The sequence below is a fragment of the Deltaproteobacteria bacterium genome (assembly GCA_028818775.1).
Taxonomy (GTDB): domain Bacteria; phylum Desulfobacterota; class Binatia; order UBA9968; family JAJDTQ01; genus JAJDTQ01.
This window is the reverse complement of the sequence record JAPPNE010000084.1, coordinates 16337-35933: the sequence shown is the minus strand read 5'-3', so window position 1 is coordinate 35933 and position 19597 is coordinate 16337. Positions and strand designations below refer to the sequence as shown.

Below are 19597 nucleotides of genomic sequence, written 5' to 3'. Positions count from 1 at the left end.
TACGTGGAATCTCGTTGAAGGTCTCCGTTGCCGGCGGCGCCGGCAACCTGAAGGGATTCCTTCAACGAAGTCAGTTAGTTACTTGAAAGCCGGACGGATCGCAACCCGTGGGTTGACGCGCGGTGCTCAGTCAAAGCCGTAGAAGCGTCGGGCGTTGTCCCCCAGTATGTTCTGCTTGGCTTCCAGCGAAATGTCGTCCCGCTCCCAGATCAAGGAACCGGACTCCGGCCAGCTCATGTCCCAGTGGGGATAGTCCGACGCGTACATGATGGTCTCGGAGCCGATCTCACCCACCACGTAGCCGATGGTCTTCTCGTCGGGCTCACAGCCGTAGAACACGTTCTTGCTGGTGATGTAGTGGCTGGGCTCGTGCTTGCACTCCGGGGCCTCCACGGCGCCGCGCTTCTCCCACTCCTCGTCCATCCGGTCCGACCAGTAGGGAATCCAGCCGCAGCCGATCTCGAGGTAGCCGATCTTGAGGTCGGGGAACATCTCGGGGATGCCGCCGAAGATCATGCCCGTGAGCTGACGCAGCACCGGGAACGGGTGGCCGGTGGTGTGGATGGAGATGAACTGGTCGAAGATCTCGCTGCCCGGCTCGTCGCCGCCGAAGGCGTGGATCGCCAGCGGCGTATCGAGCTTCTGCGCTTCCTCGTACAGCGGAAAGAACTCGGCCGAGCCGAAGTTCTTGCTGTGGGCCTGGGCCGCCATCATGCCCCCCACCAGTCCCAGCTCCTGGACGGCATAGCGCAACTCCTCGGCCGCGGCCGCCGGGGCGTTGACCGGCAGGTTCGCCACCGCCTTGAGGCGCGGCGACGCCTTGCAGTAGTCGGAGATGAACTCGTTGTAAGCGCGGCACAACTGCGTCTGGTAGCCGGGCTCGCGAATGCGCCCGATGCCCAGCCCGCTGGTGGGGTACATGACCGCGGTGTGGATCTCCTGGGTGTCCATGGCCGCCAGCCGTTCCTCGTGCTTGATGCCCGAGTGCCCGAGGGTCCCGCCGAGGTTGCGGTCGTAGGTCTCCCGCGGAATGAACGGCGGACGCCGGTTCTGGAAGGCCTCGCCCAGGAACGGCTTGACGAGATCGTCGTTGTCGCGCGCGTGCGCGTCCGCGTCGATCACCTTGACGGACGAATCGATCTTACCCATGTTCTTCTCCCTCGATCGTGATTTTCGGCACGTGTTTCAACAGGGGAAACTACCACCTTCGGCCCGGAAAGCCAATTCTTCCATGCAAGACCCGGATTCCCACCCCTTTATTCCAAAGCCGAACTATGGCAATTGATCGGAGGTTCCCTGGTATACGTTTCCGAAACGGACAGTTCATGATTCCACGCGGAACACCTCATCCGGAGGGCGACACGATACCGACCGCCAAGTGTCTGCGAACGGTGCTTGCGGGGCTGTGCGTGTTTGCGTTGTCGGCTTGCTCTGTCGGCGGCGGACCCGCAGTCGAGGACCCGCCGGCAGGCCGGATGGCCGCCACCCTCAACGCCCTTTCGGACCCGGAGAAAGACCGTGTGACGGCGGGGATGGTGGCCGGGCGGTATCGGAACGTGGTTTCCAGCGCCGCCACTCCCGTTGACACTGAAGGTCTGAACACCGGCGTCACCAAGTCCCGGTTCAACACGGACCCCATGTCCGGCATGCCGGCACGAATCGCTCGAAACGTCTCGATCAACGCGCGGTACGTCGATAACACGCTGGCTTTCGACTGGCGGGACTTGACCGACGACTACCAATTCAGCACGGCGACCGAGCCGACCGCGCCGGGTTACAGCCGACCAACATCCATACTCGGCTCACCATGGAAGGGTGTCGAACACTCCCTTGTCACAGACACCGACGGATGGATCCACAACGTCTTGTATTCGGACATCGAGGACAACGATGACGCCGATTATCTGGCCCTGGGTTTCTGGGTCTGGCTGCCAGATCTCACCGACCCTGACGATGCCCGCAAACCCTACGCCGGAGCGGCCGCGAGCGGCAACGATCCGTTCCGGGCCGGGAGCATCGTGCACCTCGCCGGCCGGGCGGCGTATGTGGGCATCGCGGCCGGCCTGTATGCTGCAAAGGGCCTGAGTCCGGCCTTCCGTTACTTCACAGCAGACGTCAGGCTGACCGCCGACTTCGACCGCGACGACATTCACGGTGCGGTCACCGACTTCACGGACCCGGCCTCCAACGAGCCCATACCGGGGACCCTCCTCCTGGAACGCGACGACATAGAGTCCAATCCGGCCGCATTCTTTCGGAGCCGTGCCACCGGCATCGTCGACGGGCAGTATTTCCGCGGCGAGTGGGGCGGTCAGTTCTTCGGCAACGCCGCTTCATCCGCCATGCCGGGGTCCGTCGCGGGGGTGTTCGACGCCGCGCCCAGGTACGATCCGAACGCGTACCTGATTGGCGCGTTCGGCGCTCATCGCGACGAACAGCCGACCGGTGTCCCCGAGCGGCCCACACCGCTCGATGGCGGCGACGGTTACACAAGCCCGATGGTCGCGGCCCTCAACGACTATTCCGGACGGGTCAAGGACAATGTGGCGAGAAGGGTGGCGGTGGCTGCCGTCCGGCGAGTCGTTTCAAGCAGGGCCTCCACCACCAACGTCCGGCCCTTCACCGCGGGCGGCTGGAATACCGGCGTGACACAGGCCTCGGGCAACTCGGACCCGGCCTCCCCCGTCGACAACAGGGCCATCAACGCACGGTATGTGCGCGGCAAGCTCGTATTCGAGAGGATACAGATGGAACTGGGTTTCAGGCACCACACGATTGATGAACCCGAACCTCCCGGTTACCTCGAACCGATACCTGTCACGCCCGACGCGCCTCAATGGCAGGGAGTTGAGGATTTCGCCGTCACCCGCACGGGAGGCAGATACTACTCCGCATACTATTCGGACATCGAAGACAACGCCGACACCGACTACCTGGCACTCGGGTATTGGGCCTGGATACCGGGTCCCGGCAGCTTTCGCACGCCGTTCGTCGGCGCGGCCGCCAGCGGCAACGATCCATTTCTGGTGGGACACATCGTGGCTGTCTCAGGCCGGGCGACGTACGAAGGCGCCGCCAACGGACTCTATGCGGCCTCCAACGAGTCTCCTGCGTTTCGGGGCTTCGGCGCCGACGTCAGGTTGACCGCGGACTTCGATGAGAATTCGATCGGCGGGACGATAACCGACGGCAGAGACGCGGCCACCGGAGAGCAACTCTTCGAGGGGCTGGTGCTGGAAGAGGCTTCGATACAAACCGCCGACGCCGCCTTTTTTGGAAGCGAGGTGAGGGGCCTCATGAATGGGAAGTACCTGGAGGGCGACTGGGGCGGTCAGTTCTACGGCAACGGTCCTGCCACCACCGACATCCCCGTCTCCTTCGTCGAGCCTCCCGGATCCGTTGCCGGAACCTTCGGCGCGACATCGCTCGACAGCGTGGAGAGTCTGCTCGGGGTTTTCAGGGCATACCGCGAATGACTGGTGGACCGTGGTAACATCCCGGCACTCACTGCCATACCCGCATCGTTTCGTTACAATGTTGCAATACCGACGCTTTCTGGGATCGGCCGTGTCAACAATGTCGCGTTCTCACCGGACGGCAGGATTCACTCTCATCGAGCTCATGGTCGTCCTGGTCATCCTCGGGCTGCTGGCGGGACTGGTCGGACCGCGGCTGTTCGGCAGGATCGACAGATCGAAGGTGCAGACCGCCGAAACGCAGATCAAGATGCTGCGCGGCGCCCTGCAGGCGTTTCGGCTCGACCTGGGCCGATACCCGACGACGGCGGAAGGGCTGGCCTCCCTGGTCCGTCCTTCTCCCGAGGCCGCCGATTTCTGGCGCGGACCCTATCTCGACGACGAGGTCCCTGACGACCCCTGGCGTACGCCCTATCGATACAAGTATCCCGCCGACAACCTCCAGGGTTTCGCGCTCTATTCGCTGGGCGCCGACTCGAAGGATGGCGGAGAAGGCATCAATGCCGATATCGGCTACCTTCCAAAAGCACCTTCATCGCGCTGATCGTTTTCGATCGCCATGGACAGCATTCCGTTAAAATGGAGACGGGCTCGGACCACCCGGCCCCACGCCAGCGGATTCACCCTGCTGGAGCTGCTGGTCGTCCTGTTGCTGATGGCCATGATCGCCGCCCTGGCGGCGCCTAATCTGGAGCGCCTCTACACGAGCATCCAGGGAAAGACGGAACGCGAATATATCCTGGACCAGTTTGCGGGCCTTGGCCGGACCGCGTTGAGCCACGGACGGACCTACGTGGTTTCGTCCAACCGGGCGTCCGGCGCGGAATCAAGGGCATTGCCGGAACCGCGGCCCGCCGCGCCGCTCGGTCCGGACGCCGACCCCTACACCATCGATCTACCGACGGGATGGTCGATGGAACTCAGCCGGCCCCTGCTGGTCAAGGCCAACGGAGTGTGCCTCGGATCCGGACTGACCTTGCGTCACGAAGGCAGAGTGGACATCCGCCTCGCCCTCGAACCACCCTACTGCCGTGTTGCCACTGATGACCAGAACCGCGACTAGCACCGCAATGGCCCGGTGCGCGGGCTTCACCCTCCTGGAGACCATGGTCGCCATGGTTGTCTTCGCCGGCGCCGCCATGGCGCTTTACGCGCTTTTCAACACGAATCTCACGGCGCTGGGACGCGTACACGACGCCTCGCGGCAGATGACGGCCGCCCGTCATGCGATCGAGCATCTCGCCGGCGTCAATCCGCGCGAGGCGAGCGCGGGGCGAGCCGAGCTGGACGGGATCGACTTGCTCTGGTCCGCGAGGCTGCTGGAACCGCCGCGCCAGAGCCAGACCGTGACCGGGGAGCGAGGGTACTTCGAGATCGGCCTTTACGAGGTCGAGTTCGAGCTGCGAGACGCGGGGCGGTCTCTCGGCACTTGGCGCTTGCGAGTGCCGGGATACGAGAAGGTGCGGGAGCCGGCCCCATGACGCGCCGTCACCAGGCCGCGACCGGCGGCGACACCATTGGGGGCTTCACCATGGTCGAGATGCTCGTGGTCCTCGTGCTGGTCTCGCTGCTGGGCACTCTCGTTATCCAGGGCACGGGCTTTTTCCTCGGCCAGTACGGAGCGGTCAAGCGCATCCACCGCGAGTCATCCCTTGCGGCCCTTCGGCAGCACTGGTTCCTCTCGACGGTGGCGGCCATGGTGCCGTCCCGTCTGGCGACAAGACGCTTCACCGGTGACGATCGTTCCTTCGAAGGCGTTACCCTGCAGCCATTGGCCGCCCGGGCAGGCCAGCCGGTGCGGATCCGATGGTCCATCGACTCGGGCCGTGTCCTCTACACGGAGGGCGGCGCACAACCCTGGACCGTCCAGAGCCGGCATGACCGGACACTCGGGTTCCAATATGCCGGTTCCTCGGGCGAGTGGCACGAGAGGTGGCCGCCGCCCCACAGGAGCGGGGAGCACATCCCGCGCATGGTCCGTCTGCGCTCGGCCGACGGCCGGGTCCTGTGGCTTGCGCGCTTCGACCTGTTCCCCGAGCCGGTCCCGAACTACCGGGAGGAGTTCTGATGGCCGGCCCCGGCAACGCCAAGGGCTTTGTGCTGGTGACGACGCTGTGGGCGCTCGCCGCGCTGGCGCTGCTCGGCGCCTACATCAACCACGTGGTGACGGCCGACGTCGAGTTCGCCATCGAAGACAAGCGCGTCTTCGAGGCCGAACTGGAGCGGCGCAACACCGAGGCCACGGTGACCTATCTCCTCGCCACCGGCCGCATGAACCATCATGCGCTGATCCTGGAACAGACACAGCGTTTCTCCGACCCGCGGCGGGACCGGACCGCGTCGCGCTTCGGGTCGCTCGGGGAGCTGCGAGTGACCGGCGCCGCCTATGCCGGCCTCGGCGGCGCGCGTTTCTCGCTTCAGGACGAGGGCGGTCTCATACCGGTCAATACGCCGAAGTTCCCGCCGCTAGGGTCCTTCCTCGGGCGGGTGGGGGTTCCCGAAGAGGACGTGGCGCAGATCACCGCCCGCATCGAGGACTACATCGATTCCGATGACTCCCTGAACCTCAACGGCGCGGAACGTCACGAGTACCGGCTCCGGGGCAAGGAGCCGCCCCTCAACTGGCTCATGTCGAGCCCGCTTGAATTGATGGAGGTTCTCGGCATCGAGGAGCTGGTGGCGCCGGCGCAGTGGTCACGGCTGCGACCGCTGCTCACCATGCGTCCGGTGTCCAGCTACAACTTCAACACGATGCACCCCGAGGTGTTGGCGGCCCTGCTCGATCTGGATACGCAAGGGCTGCGCGGCGTTTTGGAAGAACGGCGCAAGGGCTCGTTGTCGCGACTCACCCAAGTCGCCATGTTGAGCGGAAAGCATCTGGAAATCGACGCCATGGACGTGGCGGTGGTCCCGTCCAACTTCTTGAGGCTCGTGGTCTGGCATGATACCTTGGGGCCTCGCACCGTCGTCGGTATTGAATTGACGCCTCTCGGCAAGTCCGCGCCGTGGCGAAGAGATTACCGGTACTCGGAACCCGCCACCGCCCGTAACCGTAACGATTCGAGAACACCCGGTGATCGCCCTCTCGAAGCTGCGACGCCTCTTCTTCGGTAGACCCAACGCCATCCAGACCGCGGCGGGCGTGCGCCCGCTCGGATTCCGGTCGTCCTCGTCCAACTGGGTCGTCGGGCGCGGACTCTGCATGTACCGCCGCGAGGACTTCACCGCGGTCCCGCGTGGCCGCCGCCGTGCGGCGCTCGACTTCAAGCTGCCGCTCTGGAGCCCCTTCGAGCACACCGGCTACCACGCCGCGTGGCGTGGCGGCGTCGCCATGGTCTGGTTCTGGGACAGTGACAAGGTCGCCTCGGCCCGAGCGGAATCGGCCACGAGGGTGCCGACGGGCGGCGACCGGACGCCGCGCCCCCGGATCCTTCCCGAGACGGTCTTCTACGAGAGAAAACCGGACGGGCTTTACCTACAGCCCTGCGTGGAGGGTTTCGAAATCCAGTACTGGCGAGCCGATGTGCTCGCCGACTCGTTCTGGTTTCCGGAAGAACCGCAGGCGAGCCAGCTAAGCTGGTTCCTCGCGCGACAGGTAGGCGATGCCGATGCGTCATCGCTTGCCGCCGGTGAAATGCCGGCTGCGGCCAGCGGGACCATGGCGCCGGAACCGTGGCCCGTATCCGCCGATCCGCGGGAGTGGCTGGCGTCGAATCAGCGGCTTCTCGCCGCCGCATGTCTCCTTCCGCTGGTTGTCGTGTTGCTTTGGCAGGAAGCACGGTACTGGAAAATCCGGCATCTCGAGGGAACAGCCGCACGCGGACTCGACACCTTGCAGGCACAACTCACGCCGATCTTCGAGGCCCGGAGATCCTTGCTGAACCTGCGCCGGACCAACTTGGCATTGCTGGACGCGCTCCGGGAACCGTCGCAGGCCCGCTTGATGGACGCCGTCGACCGCGCCATTCCCAGCCCGGACGCCGAGTTCCGGGAATGGCGCTATCAGCGGGGAGAACTCTCGGTGTTGATCGAGGACCGCAACCCCGACCCGATCTCCTACATCCGTTCACTCGAAGCCCTGCCGCTGTTCGACCAAGTCAAGGCCAAGCCGCATCGCAACCGTGACCGCGTCGAGTTCACCCTCAAGGTGCGGGAATGAGCGTCGCGTCGCGCCTCTTTCATCCGCTGGCAGCCGAGTTGGACGCCAATGCACGGCTGCGGTGGGGGGTCGTGCTGATTCTGGGCCTGCTGCTCGGCTACGCGATCCTCTGGCAGTCCGACCGTCTGGCGGAGGCGCATCGCGACTACGAAGCCGTGACCGAGCAACTGGCAAGAGCCGAGGCCTTGCTGGGGCAGAAGGACAGCCTTGCCTTGTTGGACGCCGAACGCGAGACCCATCGCCGGATCAGCTCGATGTTCTGGAAGGCCGAGACCGAAGGGCTGGCGCAGGCACAGCTCCAGTCCGCTCTCGGCGGATTGTTGAGCCGTCTCGGCTTACGGAAGACCCGGCTCCGCACCGGTTCCAGCCGGCCCGTGCCGGACCTGCCGGGAGTCTGGCGCGTGCAGATCCGCGCCGACGCCAGCTACCGGCCGGGGTTGGAGCTTCGCATCGTCCACGCGCTCTCGACACATCCGAAAAAGATGATCGTCGATCGGCTCGACTTGAAGCGCCACGGGCCGAATGAGGGCTATCTGGTGCTGATCGTCTCGTCGTATTTCGTGGGGGTGAAGGAGGGGCCGGTCAAGTGAGAAAGGGGGAGGGCTACAACTGAAGGTAGCGGTAGTCTGTCAGGAGATACGTCAGGACCACCACCCACGTGCGAGCAGAATAGTGGATGTCAGAGAAGTCAAAGCCGAACATGAAGTCGTCCTTACGGGCATGGTCGTAATCATAGTAGCTTCCCCCTCCATGTTGAATTTCCACCAGGATGTCGTCTCGGAGCCCGCTGAAGTAATATATGTCGTCGAAGCCACACTCCCACCAAAGAAAGTGAGTTTCGTCCAACCCTTGTCCCCGTTCCATGACCTCCACGAACAGGTTGAAAGCGGCGTCCACGTCCGGGGAATGGGGCGTGACCTCGACACCGAGGAGCTTCTCATACAATTCGACTAGCTTGTCCCGGATCGCAGCAGCGCCACTGCCTGAGAGCGTCGCATTCAGCGCCCATACCTCCAGTCGTGGAAGCTCGTCCCCGCCCCGATCGGCCCTTGCGATGATTTCCAGCGTGTAGTTCCCCGCCGCCGGGACCTCGACCGGAACATCCAACCACCCACGACAGTGTAGGGCGAAGTGGTCGTGGACTGGATGGTTACAATCACGGGGCGCCTCCAAATTCTCGAGCTCGTAGCTGGCGACAATCTGACCCCCCGCGTCGCGAACGTCCATTCGGTCAAGCCGTATGTGTCGGCCCGAACCTTCATTGATAAAGCTCAGTCTTACCGTGCTGGAACCGTCTGGCAACGATTCTGTGAGCGAAAGCGTTTCGAAGTCCTCTTCAGACGCGATCTCGAAGGAAGTGCTTGAATCCAGACGGGGCGTCATATTCTCATGGACACCTGCGAACAGCTTCCGGCCTTCGTCAGGTAGGAGGAATACCTCGCGCAGGACCACGGGACAACTCGTTCGCACCGCATGCCGCTTGGCGACCCCGGCCATCACCGACGTCATGTTCCGTGCCCGCTTCGTGATCCCGTCCGAGTCGATGCCGCCGTACAGTAGCTGAAAGTCGTCCGTCAAGGGGTCATGCGAAGCCTCGCAATTGTCCCAGCAACCGGTACTGATTTGCCGGCCCCATCGATAACCCGTCAGGGCAAGCGTTTTCCGAGCTAACTCTTCCGGCGTCAGCAGTCGCCGCGCGCCGGCATCGCGGAGCGCCACGCGGCGCGCCGGATCCGAATCGTCCAGCGCATCCGCCCGGAACCATTTCGAAAGCACCAACTCCACCAAAAGATCCTTGAGGTTGTACGCCGACCCGCCATGGAAGCCCTGCCGAAACCCATGCGCCAGCCGTCTCAGTTCGGCACTCTGGGCATTAGCGGCAAGCAGTTGCCCCACGAAGTCCGCGTCCCCCTCCTCCGCTGGCGGCTCAGCCAACTCTCTCCCCATAATCGCCGGCCACCAGAACTTGACCGCTGCCTCGGCGAAACGACGGTCGTCGACGATCTGCTGCACCAGCCATTGCAGACTGTCTTCTGCCCCGGGCGCCTGTTCGTGACTAAAGCCGGGGACCCGCATGTCGCGGTACCATGTGTCGCCCTCTTCATAGGGATTGGCAATGACCGCCAACCTTGCATAACCGCCATGTTCATAGCGCGCATCATGCCCGTCAGACCAAACAACGACCTCGGCGGTATAAGTATCGAGCGCCGGGACTTCGACATCGATGCGGAATAGGCACCAGGCGCCACTCCACAACACGATGTGATCCTCGCGTCCGGTGGCGGGATTTTGCCGCCTACCTCCACACTGCCCCAAGGACGGTCCCAAATCCTCGAACTCCACACTGGCGACCTGTCGGCCCTGAGAGTCGAGCACCACCAAGCGATCGAGATACAGTTCCCCGCCCTCACGGGCAGCTTCATCCCAGAAATGGTTAGTGAAGGTCACCCTCACCGGTTGGATGCCGGCCGTCAGTAACAGCGGCCAAGTGAGGGTTTCCCGATCCTGCCAGGATTCCGCTAAGACGTTCTGCGATTTTCCGTAGTCTCTCTTGTAGAGTTCGTGCAGCGAATCCATGCCGCCCCACTGGTCTTTGTAGTCTCCGTCGTCGCCATAGTCCTGAAAGGCCCCCGCCACGGGATCCAGAACACTGTGGCAAACAGTACAGGCGGGGTTGTACATCGTCGGGTTGTTAGTATCGGCCAAAGCGACCGGATCCGTGGTCCGCGACGCGGATTTCTCAACGTCCACTCCGAGGAAGTGATAGTAGGTCCAACGCGCTCGTGCCCGGTTGCGGTTGGTGGCCGTCGAGGGATAGCGGAACAGGAACGAGTTCGTGTTGAGAACCCCGGCATGTGGAAAGTCTGTCTTCAAAGGTCCGGGATCGAAGACGCGTGTCGCTCCAACTACAGGATCGTATTCTGCATCATAACCGTCGCCTTCGCGGTAGTGTTTGGTAATCTTAGAAGGTTTGAATTCGCGTGGATCCGCGGAATCATCGAAGCTCGTCGTTGCGCCGTAGGCCTTGGCTGCAAAAGGATTAGCCATGATGTAGTCGGCGGTCATAATCTCGGTATACGGCCGATCATTCTCGACCACATGGGCAATCAACTCCAACGGTGCCCGGCGGACACCGTATTGTACTTTGTTCAACCATTGATTGAATGGGTCCCAATCGCCGCTCTCGTGTGCGATCTTTTTTCTCGCATACTCTTCATTGGCATAGTCGACAAAACCGCTGCCACCGTCGATGATGCCACCTCTTCGATTCGTGAGCAGCCGGTCATTGGCCCCCCGTATCAGGAACTCATGGAACTCCGGCCCTGTCATCAGTGAGCGAATCGCTTTCCGAAACGCCCTGGCGCCGCCGTAGATCGAGGCGTACTCCTCTTCAGTGGGCACCCGCCCCGCGAAAATCAGCGCCGCTCGCCTCAGCGTCTTCCGCAACGGCGCCATCCGCACCGGGTCGAACAGCGTGTCCACCGTGATCGCAGCGGGCACCACCCCTGAGTCCAGCCGGCCCAGAAAACGCTCCATCTGCGCAAAGTCGTCGCTGTCGGCCGGTACCTGCTCCCCGCCCCCGTGCGATACTCCCTGGATCTTGTTCAATATGCGCGATGCTCCACCCTCCACCTCCGCCAGGAAGTTCTCGAAGGTCGCCAGGTTCAACGCCTCGTGGTCCGGGTTCGTCTCCGGCTGGAACACCAGCCGTGTATGACCCGACCTTCCACCCATGACATGGCAGTAGATGCAGCGCGACTGCACCACCCGCTCCGAGATGTGGCGGCTGAACAACTCCGGTGGCCCCTCCAATGCCGCCAGGAAACGCTCCATCTGCGCAAAGTCATCACTGTCTGCAGGCACCTGCTCCCCACCCCCGTGCGACACTCCCTGGATCTTGTGCAGGATACGGGACGCTCCACCCACCACCGTGGACAGGAAGTTGGCGAAGGTCTGAAGGTTCAGCGCCTCGTGGTCCGGGTTCGTCGCCCGCTGGAACACCAGCCGCGTGTGGCCTGAAACGCCGCCTTGCACGTGACAGTTAATGCAACGTGACTGCACCACACTCGGTGAGATGTGCGCGCTGAACACCTCCGCCGCCGTCGCCGTGTCCCCCGACCCAGCAGGTGCATCCAAAAACTCGCCTATGGTTCCCCTGGGTTGGGCGGATAGATTGGCTAGCCGCCCCCCCGGTCCCGACAACAAGCTCATCACCCCGATCCGCCGGTTCGACTCTATCGACAGGTGCCACCGACCCGTCCCGTCCCCCAACGCTCCCACAAGGCCCGTCCCCGTCCCTTCCTCCAACTCCGACACCGTCAACTCACGCGACTCGCCCACCCCAAGCGTAAACCGCACCTCTCCTCCCGATGTCGCTCCCGTCCCGTCCACTCCCCGGATTGTCACCGCCGCTTCCGTCTCGGACGGGTTGATCAACCGTAGACTCCCGCTCGATCCCGCAACCTCCCCCGGATCAAACAGCGTCACCCGGTGACCCTTTGCCCCGCGCGGCACCAGGGTGTGCATCGCCGACAGCAACCCGTCCTGAACACCCAGCGGGTGAACATACGACTGAACCTCGATCTCCAGACTCGTGCTCAGCCGCAGCCGCCAGTCTCCCGTCCCTGCTCCCGTGCCCCTGAACACGCCCTTGCTCGAATTCCCCTCCTCCAGGTCTTCGGACGTCAGCACCAGTCCTTTCAAAGCGCTCAGGTACACCGTCACCGGACCGAACTTAGCCCCTGTGTCGTCGATGGCCTCGATGCTCACACGTCCCGCCTGCCTTGTCCGGTTCACGATCCGCAGCACTCCCTCCAACCCCTCCTCCGACCCTGCGGGAAACAGCCCCACCTCGTGGATCGTCGTCGCCCCATCGTCCCCGTCCACCGGTGCCACCGGCCCCGGAGACAGATTCGTCATCTCTCCGCTCGCCGTGCTCGCCAAGAGGTTCATCACCTCGATCGCACCGCCCGCCGTCACCAACAGTCGCCACCTCCCCGTCCCGTCACCCAGCGCTCCCGTCAACCCCTCGCCGTCCCCGCTTTCCAACTCCTCCGCCGTCACCTGCCGTGCACCCCATGCCGGCAAGGTCAGACGCACCGCTCCGGACCCTGACTCGCCCGCGTCATCCACTCCCTCGATGGTCACCGCCGCAGGCGCTGCCCCACGGTTGACCAGACGCAAGCGGCTCTCCCGCCCTATCGTGCTCGCTGGATTGAAGAGCCCGATCCAATGCCCAGAACCCGTCCGCGGCACCACCTCTTGCATGCCGCTCACCACCCCGTCCTCCGTCCGGCTGTACGAGAACACTTCGATATCCAACGCGCTCGTCAGCTCCAGCCGCCACGCCCCCGCACCCGTGCCAATGCCCTCCCTGAAACCTTGCTCCTTGTCCCCCAGTCCCTTGTCCGCGTTCCCCGTCTCTAGGTCCTCGGCATTGAAATGAACCGCCTCGCCCGCGTCCAGTTCCAGCGTCGCAGGACCGTACGTCGTCCCCGCATCGTCATATGCCAGGATGCTCACCGTGCCCGACTCGTCGGAGTGGTTGATGATGCGCAGGTAGCTGACGCTACCCGTAGATGTGGATTGGGTGAAGAACGGGACCGTGATCGGTGCCGACGCCGTGGCTGCAATCAATCTCGGTCCGGCCGCTGCACCCTGGTTGACCGGCCCCGTCATCGAAACAGCCGGCGGCGCCATCGAAAGAGCGCCCGCCAACGCCAGTGAAAACACCCAGGCCCTGCGAAAGCCCCACGTGCGGCTTCGGTGTTCTTTCGTCCCGACCATGCCTACAACATCAGATAGCGGTAGTCCGTCAGCAGATACGCCAGGACTACAACCCAGGTGCGGGCGGCATAGTGAATGTCCGAGAAGTCGATGCCGGACATGGAGGTATACACACGGTCATGGTCCCATGCATATTCAATCCCCCAGTCATGTTGCTTTTCTACAATGGTGCCGTCGAGGATTCCGTTGAAGAAGTACATGTCTTCGTAGTAGGCGCAATACGACCAACGAAAGGCAGATTTTTCCGAACCTTGTCCGCGTTCCATGACATCGACGAACAGGCTGAATGCGGCGTCTACGTCCGGGGAATAGGGCGTTACCTCGACACCGAGAAGCTTCTCGTGCAGCTCGACCAGCTTATCCCTGATCGCCACGGCGCCGCCGCCCGAAAGCGCCGCATCCAGAACCGCAACCTCCAGTCGCGCAAGCTCATCACCGACCCGGTCCGCCCATGCGACTACCTCTATCGTGTAACGTCCTGCGACCGGGACCTCGATCGCGACGTCCAGCGAACTGTTGCAGTAGAACCGGAGGTGGTCGCCGGCCCTCTGGCAACCATCCTGCGGCTCGACAGACTCAAGCTCGCGGCTGGCCACCACGCGGCCTGTCGCGTCGCGCAGGTCGAGGCGATCGAGACGGACATTGCGATCCGTGGCCCCCCGCCATTCGTTGAGAAAGGTCAACCGCACCGTACTGGAACCTTCCGACAGCGATCCCTCCAGTGAAAGGACCTCCCGCTCTGCCTGGGACGCGGCCTCTATATCGAACGACGCACTAAAGTTTACCGTGGGCGTCACCGACCGATCAAGCCCGCCGAAGACGCGCCGGTCCTCGTTGGGGAGGAGAAACAGCTCCCGCATGACGACAGGGCAACTCGTGCGCACCGCGTGCCGCTTGGCGACACCGGCCATGACCGACGTGATGTCCCGTGCCCTCTTCGGAATCCCGTCCGAGTCGATGCCGCCGTACAGCATCTGAAACTCGTCCGTCAGTTTGTTGGGAAAAGCATCGCAATTTCCTCGGCACCTGGGCTTGATGCGGCGCCCCCATTGATAGCCCGTCAGAGCAACCGTCTTCCGTGCCAGCTCTTCCGGTGTCAGCAGCCGGCGGGCGCCGGCATACCGGAGCGCAACCCGGCGCACCGGATCCGAATCCTCCAGCGTATCCGCCCGGAACCATTTCGAGAGCACCATCTCCACCAGAAGATCCTTGACGTTGTACGCCGACCCACCGTGAAATCCCTGCCGGAACCCATGTGCCAGCCGTCTCACCTCTTCGCTCTGGGCATTGGCGGCGAGCAACCGCCCCTCGAAGTCCGCATCCCCCTCTTCCGCCGGCGGCTCCACCACCTCGTTCCCCATGATCGCCGGCCACCAGAATTTGACCGTCGCCTCGGCGAAACGCCGGTCGTTGACGATCTGCCGCGCCAGCCATTGCAGACTGTCCTGGCCCTCGGGCGCCTGTTCGGCATTGAATCCCGGAAACCGCATGTCGCGATACCAAGTGTCCCCTTCTTCATACGGATTGGCGATGACCGCGAGCTGGGCACGGCCGTCAGGTTCGTACCTGTCATCATGCCCGTTCGACCACGCAACCACTGCGGCGGTGTAACTATCCAGTGCGGGAACCTGGACATCGATACCCCACGCACACTGACGGTTACTGCTCCACAGAATGAAATGATCTTCGCGTCCTGTTGCAGGATTATTCGACAAGCGTCCGCAACGGCTACCATCGTCCCTGACCGGTGGTTCCAGATCCTCGAACTCCACGCTGCTCACCTGCCGGCCCTGGGCATCGAGCAGTACGAACCGATCCAGATATACTCTCCCGCCCCCACTGAAATCGTTCGCGTAGGACACCTTCACCGTCTGGGTGCCTGCCGCCAGGAACAGGGGCCACGTCAGTGTCTCCCGATCCTGCCAGGACTCGGCTTCCACATTCTGTCGGGTTCCCCGATCCCGCTTGTACGCTCGGTGCAGCGAATCCGCGCCGCCCCACTGGTCCTTGTAATACCCCTCGTCACCGTAGTCCTGGAACGCTCCCGCGATCGGGTCCAGAGCGCCGTGACAGACGGTGCAGGCCGGATTGTGCATGGTCGGGTTGTTGGTATCCGCGAGAGCAATCGGGTCCGTGGTCCGCGATGCAGACATCTCGATGTCGACGCCGAGGAAGTGATAGTAGGTCCAGCGCGCCCGCGCTCGGTTGCGGTTGGTGGCGGTGGTGGGGTAACGCCTGAGGAACACCGTCGTGTTCAGAATGCCCGCATGCGGATAGTCCGTTCGCAGAGGTCCTGGGTCGATTATGCGGGTAGCACGGAGATCGGAATCGTATTCACGTTTGAATTCATCACCTTCCCGATAGTACGAAACGATCTCCGAGGGTCTGAACTCGCGAGGATCGTCGGGATCATCGAAACTCGTCGTTGCCCCGTAGGCCTTGGCCGTGAACGGGTTAGCCATGATGTAATCGGCCGTCAGGATCTCCGTATAAGGCAAGTCGTTCTCAACCACATGCGCGATCAGCTCCAACGGTGCGCGGCGTGCACCATGCTGCACATTATCGCGCCAATCGTTGTAGATTCGTGAGTCCCCGCGCACCCGGCCGGCCTTCTTCCGCCGATACAATTCTCTGGTATAGTCCACAAAATTGTACCCTTGGATGACATTGCCATCGTCGCGATCTGTCAGCAGACGGTCGTTCGCTCCTCGAATCAGGAACTCATGAAACTCCGGTCCCGTCATCAGTGAGCGGATGGTGGCGCGAAACGCCCCGGCCCCGCGGTAGATCGCGGCGTACTCCTCTTCGGTCGGCACTCGCCCCGCAAAGATCAGCGCCGCCCGCCGCAGCGTCTTCCGCAACGGCGCCATCCGCACCGGATCGAACAGCGTCTCCACTGTGATCGCCGCGGGCACGACGTCCGCGTCCAGGCGCCCCAGGAAGCGCTCCATCTGCGCGAAGTCGTCACTGTCTGCCGGTACCTGCTCTCCGCCGCCGTGCGATACCCCCTGGATCTTGTTCAGGATGCGCGACGCTCCGCCCTCCACCGTCGACAGGAAGTTCGCAAAGGTCAGCAGATTCAACGCCTCGTGGTCCGGGTTCGTCGTCTGCTGGAACACCAACCGCGTATGGCCGGATCGGCCCCCCTTCACATGGCAGTAGACACAGCGCGAGTGCACCACCCGATCGGAGATGTGCGCGCTGAACACTTCCGCCGCCGTCGCCGTGTCCCCCGAACCCGCCGGGGCCTCCAGAAACTCGCTGAGGGCGCCCGCCGGTTGCAGGGACAAGTTGGCCAGCCGTCCCCCCGGTCCCGACAACAAACTCATCACCCCGATCCGCTGGTTCGACTCGATCGACAGATGCCACCGACCGGTCCCGTCCCCCAACGCTCCCACCAGACCCGTCCCTGTCCCTTCCTCCAACTCCGCCACCGTCACCCCACGTGACTCCCCCGACGCAAGCGTCAACCGTACCTCTCCTCCCGGCGTCGTCCCCGTTCCGTCCACTCCCCGGATCGTCACGGCCGCTTCGGTCGCAGACGGGTTGATCAACCGCAGACTCCCGCTCGATCCAGGCACTTCCTCCGGGTCGAACAGCGTCACACGATGACCCTTCGCGCCGCGCGGGACGAGCGTGTGCATCGTTGACAGCAGTGCGTTCTGAATCCCCAATGGGTACACATACGACTGCACCGCAATCTCAAGACTTGTGCTCAGCCGCAGCCGCCAGTCCCCACTCCCCGCTCCCGTGCCGGTATGGAGACCCTTGCCTGTATTGCCCTCCTCAAGATCCCTCGACGTCAGCACCAGTCCTTTCAACGCGCTCAGGTACACGGTCACCGGACCGAACTTCACTCCCGCGTCATCGATGGCCTCGATGCTCACACGTCCGGCCTGCCGCGTCCGGTTCACGATCCGCAACACTCCCCCCAACCCCTCCTCCGACGCCGCAGGAAACAGCCCCACCTCGTGGATCGTCGTCGCTCCGTCGTCACCGTCCACGGGTGCCACCGGCTCCGCAGACAGATTCGTCATCTCTCCGCTCGCCGTGCTCGCCAAGAGGTTCATCACCTCGATCGGTCCGTCCGCCGTCACCACCAGCCGCCACTTCCCGCTCCCGTCTCCCAGCGCTCCGGTCAACCCCTCACCGTCCCCGCTTTCCAACTCCTCCGCCGTCACCATCCGTGCCCCACGCGTCGGCAACGTCAGGCGCACCGCTCCACCCGGTGACCGCCCGGCGTCGTCCATCCCCTCGATGGTCACCACCACCGCCTCAGCCCCACGGTTGACCAGCCGCAACCGGCTGATCTGCCCTACTGTGCTCGCGGGATTGAACAGTCCGATCCGATGCCCCGACCCCGTCCGCGGCACCACAGCCTGCATCCCGCTCACCACTCCGTCCTCCGTCCGGCTGTAGGAGAACACCTCGATATCCAGAGCGCTGGTCAACTCCAGCCACCATGCTCCCGTACCTGTGCCGATCCCCTCCCTGAAACCCTTGCCCTTGTCCCCCAGGCCCTTGGCCGCATTCCCCGCCTCCAGGTCCGCGGCATTGAAATGAACCGCCTCGCCCGCGTCCAGTTCCAGCGTCGCAGGACCGTAGCTCGACCCCGCGTCGTCATACGCTACGATGCTGACCATACCCGACTCGTCGGAGTGATTGATGATACGAAGGTAGCTGACGCTACCCGTGGAAGTGGATTGGGTGAAAAACGGCACCATGATCGGCGCAGTCGCCGTGTTTTGAATCAACCCCGGTCTTTCCACCGCACCCTGACCGACCGGCCCCGTCATCGATAGGACCGGAGCCGCCACCGAAAGAGTGCCCGCCAACGCCAGCGAAAACACTCGGACCCAACGAAAGCCCCACGTGCGGCTTCGGTGTTCCTTCGGTCCCATCGTCCCTAGCTGAAGAAGGGGAAGTCTTCGGTGTTGTTGAAAGGAAACCGCAACGCTCCCGCCGTCTGCGCTACCCCCAGATGCTCCCGCAACGCCTTGTGTACGTGCTTCGGATAGATGATCGTCCCGTTCGTGTCATCCCGCCGTAGCGTCGCGGGATCCATCTTCTGCGTAAAATGCAACTCGTCCGTCTCCCCTACCGCCTGCCCCGTCCAACTCTGGTTCTTCTCCATCACCACGTAGCTCCCGATCGGCCAGTGGTCCTTCCCGTTCACAGAGTTGTAGTGCTGCGTCCTCCCAAAGTCCGACCCGATCACCACCACCATCCGGTCCGCCACCCCGTGCTCCTCCGCGTAGTCCCACAGGTAGTCCACACCGCCCGTCAGGTTCCCCAACAGCCACTCGTGCGGAGGGTCGTGGTTCGTGTGCGTGTCGAACCCTCCCAGCCACAGGTCCGCGCACACCGCCACCCCCGTCTTGAATGCCAGCACCGTCAACTGCGCCTGACGACGCAGGGTACTCCGGAAGTCCTCCCACTCTTCCTGATCCTCGAGTTGGTCTTCCGGCGGAATCGCATCCGCATATGCCTTCAGACCCTCCGTGGCGAACGCCGTACGGTAGAACTCCAGGTGAGCCTCGTCCCCGGGCAACAGACCCGGGGCGGATGCCAACCGCGCCACCGTATTCGCCCGGTGCCGCCCCATCGCCTCCCAGTCCGCGTCGCTGATGAAACGTCCCATGTCCGCCCGTGGCTCCGCGATCTCCCGCAATAGCCGAGGATCGTCCAGCCGCGTGAACCGCGTCAGGCCCGACGTGTTCGAGAACCCCCCGAAGCTCAGGTACCCCACCGGCAGCGCCGGAGCAAAATGCGCCGCCGCCAACGCCCCCAGCGTCGGATATCCCTCCGAGTTCCGCCCGCTCCAGTTGTGCACGATACCCACCGTGTGCGCGTTCGTCTGCGCATCCACGCCATTAATGACCAGCATCATCCGGTGGTACTTCTCGAAAAACTCCTGGTTCTTGGCAAAGGGCGCATAACTCAGATTGCCTACCTGGCGGGTCTCATCGTGTTCCGCCCAGTGGTTGATGATCGGCTCGCCCGGGGTGTTCATCTTGGGGTCGCAGAAGCTCGTCACGTCCCAGCCGCCGTCCGCCTGGACGAACACGAACAGCTTGCCGCTGTAGCCGTCCTGGGCGTGCACCAGCGGCAGCCGGAAGCCGGGTGCCATGGCGGCCACCCCCAGCAGGGCCTTGAGAAACGTGCGTCGTCTCAT

General features: G+C 63.5%; 12 protein-coding genes. 8 read left to right on the top strand and 4 right to left on the bottom strand.

Going from position 1 to position 19597, the window contains the following annotated elements; genetic code table 11:
• Positions 1-126 precede the first annotated feature (126 nt).
• Complete coding sequence (locus OXU42_09960; protein MDE0029709.1) at positions 127-1149, bottom strand: amidohydrolase family protein; 1023 nt, start codon at positions 1147-1149, stop codon at positions 127-129.
• A gap of 326 nt (positions 1150-1475) precedes the next feature.
• Here OXU42_09960 and OXU42_09955 point away from each other — a divergent pair, with 326 nt between their 5' ends.
• From OXU42_09955 to OXU42_09920, 8 genes are all read left to right on the top strand, one after another.
• Positions 1476-3476: a hypothetical protein gene (locus tag OXU42_09955; GenBank protein MDE0029708.1), complete on the top strand. Its 2001-nt coding sequence runs from the start codon at positions 1476-1478 to the stop codon at positions 3474-3476.
• Between the two features lie 100 nt (positions 3477-3576).
• The gene (gene gspG, locus OXU42_09950) at positions 3577-4020 is read left to right on the top strand and encodes a type II secretion system major pseudopilin GspG (protein ID MDE0029707.1); all 444 of its coding nucleotides are present in this window, start codon (positions 3577-3579) and stop codon (positions 4018-4020) included.
• A 15-nt stretch (positions 4021-4035) separates the two neighbouring features.
• Positions 4036-4539, top strand: coding sequence for a prepilin-type N-terminal cleavage/methylation domain-containing protein (locus OXU42_09945; GenBank protein ID MDE0029706.1), 504 nt, complete (start codon positions 4036-4038; stop codon positions 4537-4539).
• Positions 4540-4546: 7 nt separating this feature from the next.
• Complete coding sequence (locus OXU42_09940) at positions 4547-4957, top strand: type II secretion system protein (GenBank protein ID MDE0029705.1); 411 nt, start codon at positions 4547-4549, stop codon at positions 4955-4957.
• Positions 4954-5544, top strand: a complete 591-nt coding sequence (locus OXU42_09935) for a prepilin-type N-terminal cleavage/methylation domain-containing protein (GenBank protein MDE0029704.1) — start codon at positions 4954-4956, stop codon at positions 5542-5544. Before OXU42_09940 ends, OXU42_09935 begins: the two co-directional genes overlap by 4 nt.
• Positions 5544-6590, top strand: coding sequence for a type II secretion system protein GspK (locus OXU42_09930; protein ID MDE0029703.1), 1047 nt, complete (start codon positions 5544-5546; stop codon positions 6588-6590). Before OXU42_09935 ends, OXU42_09930 begins: the two co-directional genes overlap by 1 nt.
• Positions 6591-6678: 88 nt before the next feature.
• On the top strand, positions 6679-7635 hold the full coding sequence (locus tag OXU42_09925) for a hypothetical protein (GenBank protein ID MDE0029702.1): 957 nt from the start codon (positions 6679-6681) through the stop codon (positions 7633-7635).
• Entirely contained in the window at positions 7632-8225 is a 594-nt protein-coding gene (locus OXU42_09920; GenBank protein MDE0029701.1) for a hypothetical protein, read from the top strand. Before OXU42_09925 ends, OXU42_09920 begins: the two co-directional genes overlap by 4 nt.
• Before the next feature lie 13 nt (positions 8226-8238).
• On the opposite strand, the gene OXU42_09915 is transcribed toward OXU42_09920, so the two are convergent.
• From OXU42_09915 to OXU42_09905, 3 genes are all read right to left on the bottom strand, one after another.
• Complete coding sequence (locus OXU42_09915; GenBank protein ID MDE0029700.1) at positions 8239-13272, bottom strand: DUF1588 domain-containing protein; 5034 nt, start codon at positions 13270-13272, stop codon at positions 8239-8241.
• Positions 13273-13424: 152 nt separating this feature from the next.
• Positions 13425-18218: a DUF1592 domain-containing protein gene (locus OXU42_09910; protein MDE0029699.1), complete on the bottom strand. Its 4794-nt coding sequence runs from the start codon at positions 18216-18218 to the stop codon at positions 13425-13427.
• Between the two features lie 110 nt (positions 18219-18328).
• Positions 18329-19597, bottom strand: coding sequence for a DUF1501 domain-containing protein (locus tag OXU42_09905; GenBank protein ID MDE0029698.1), 1269 nt, complete (start codon positions 19595-19597; stop codon positions 18329-18331).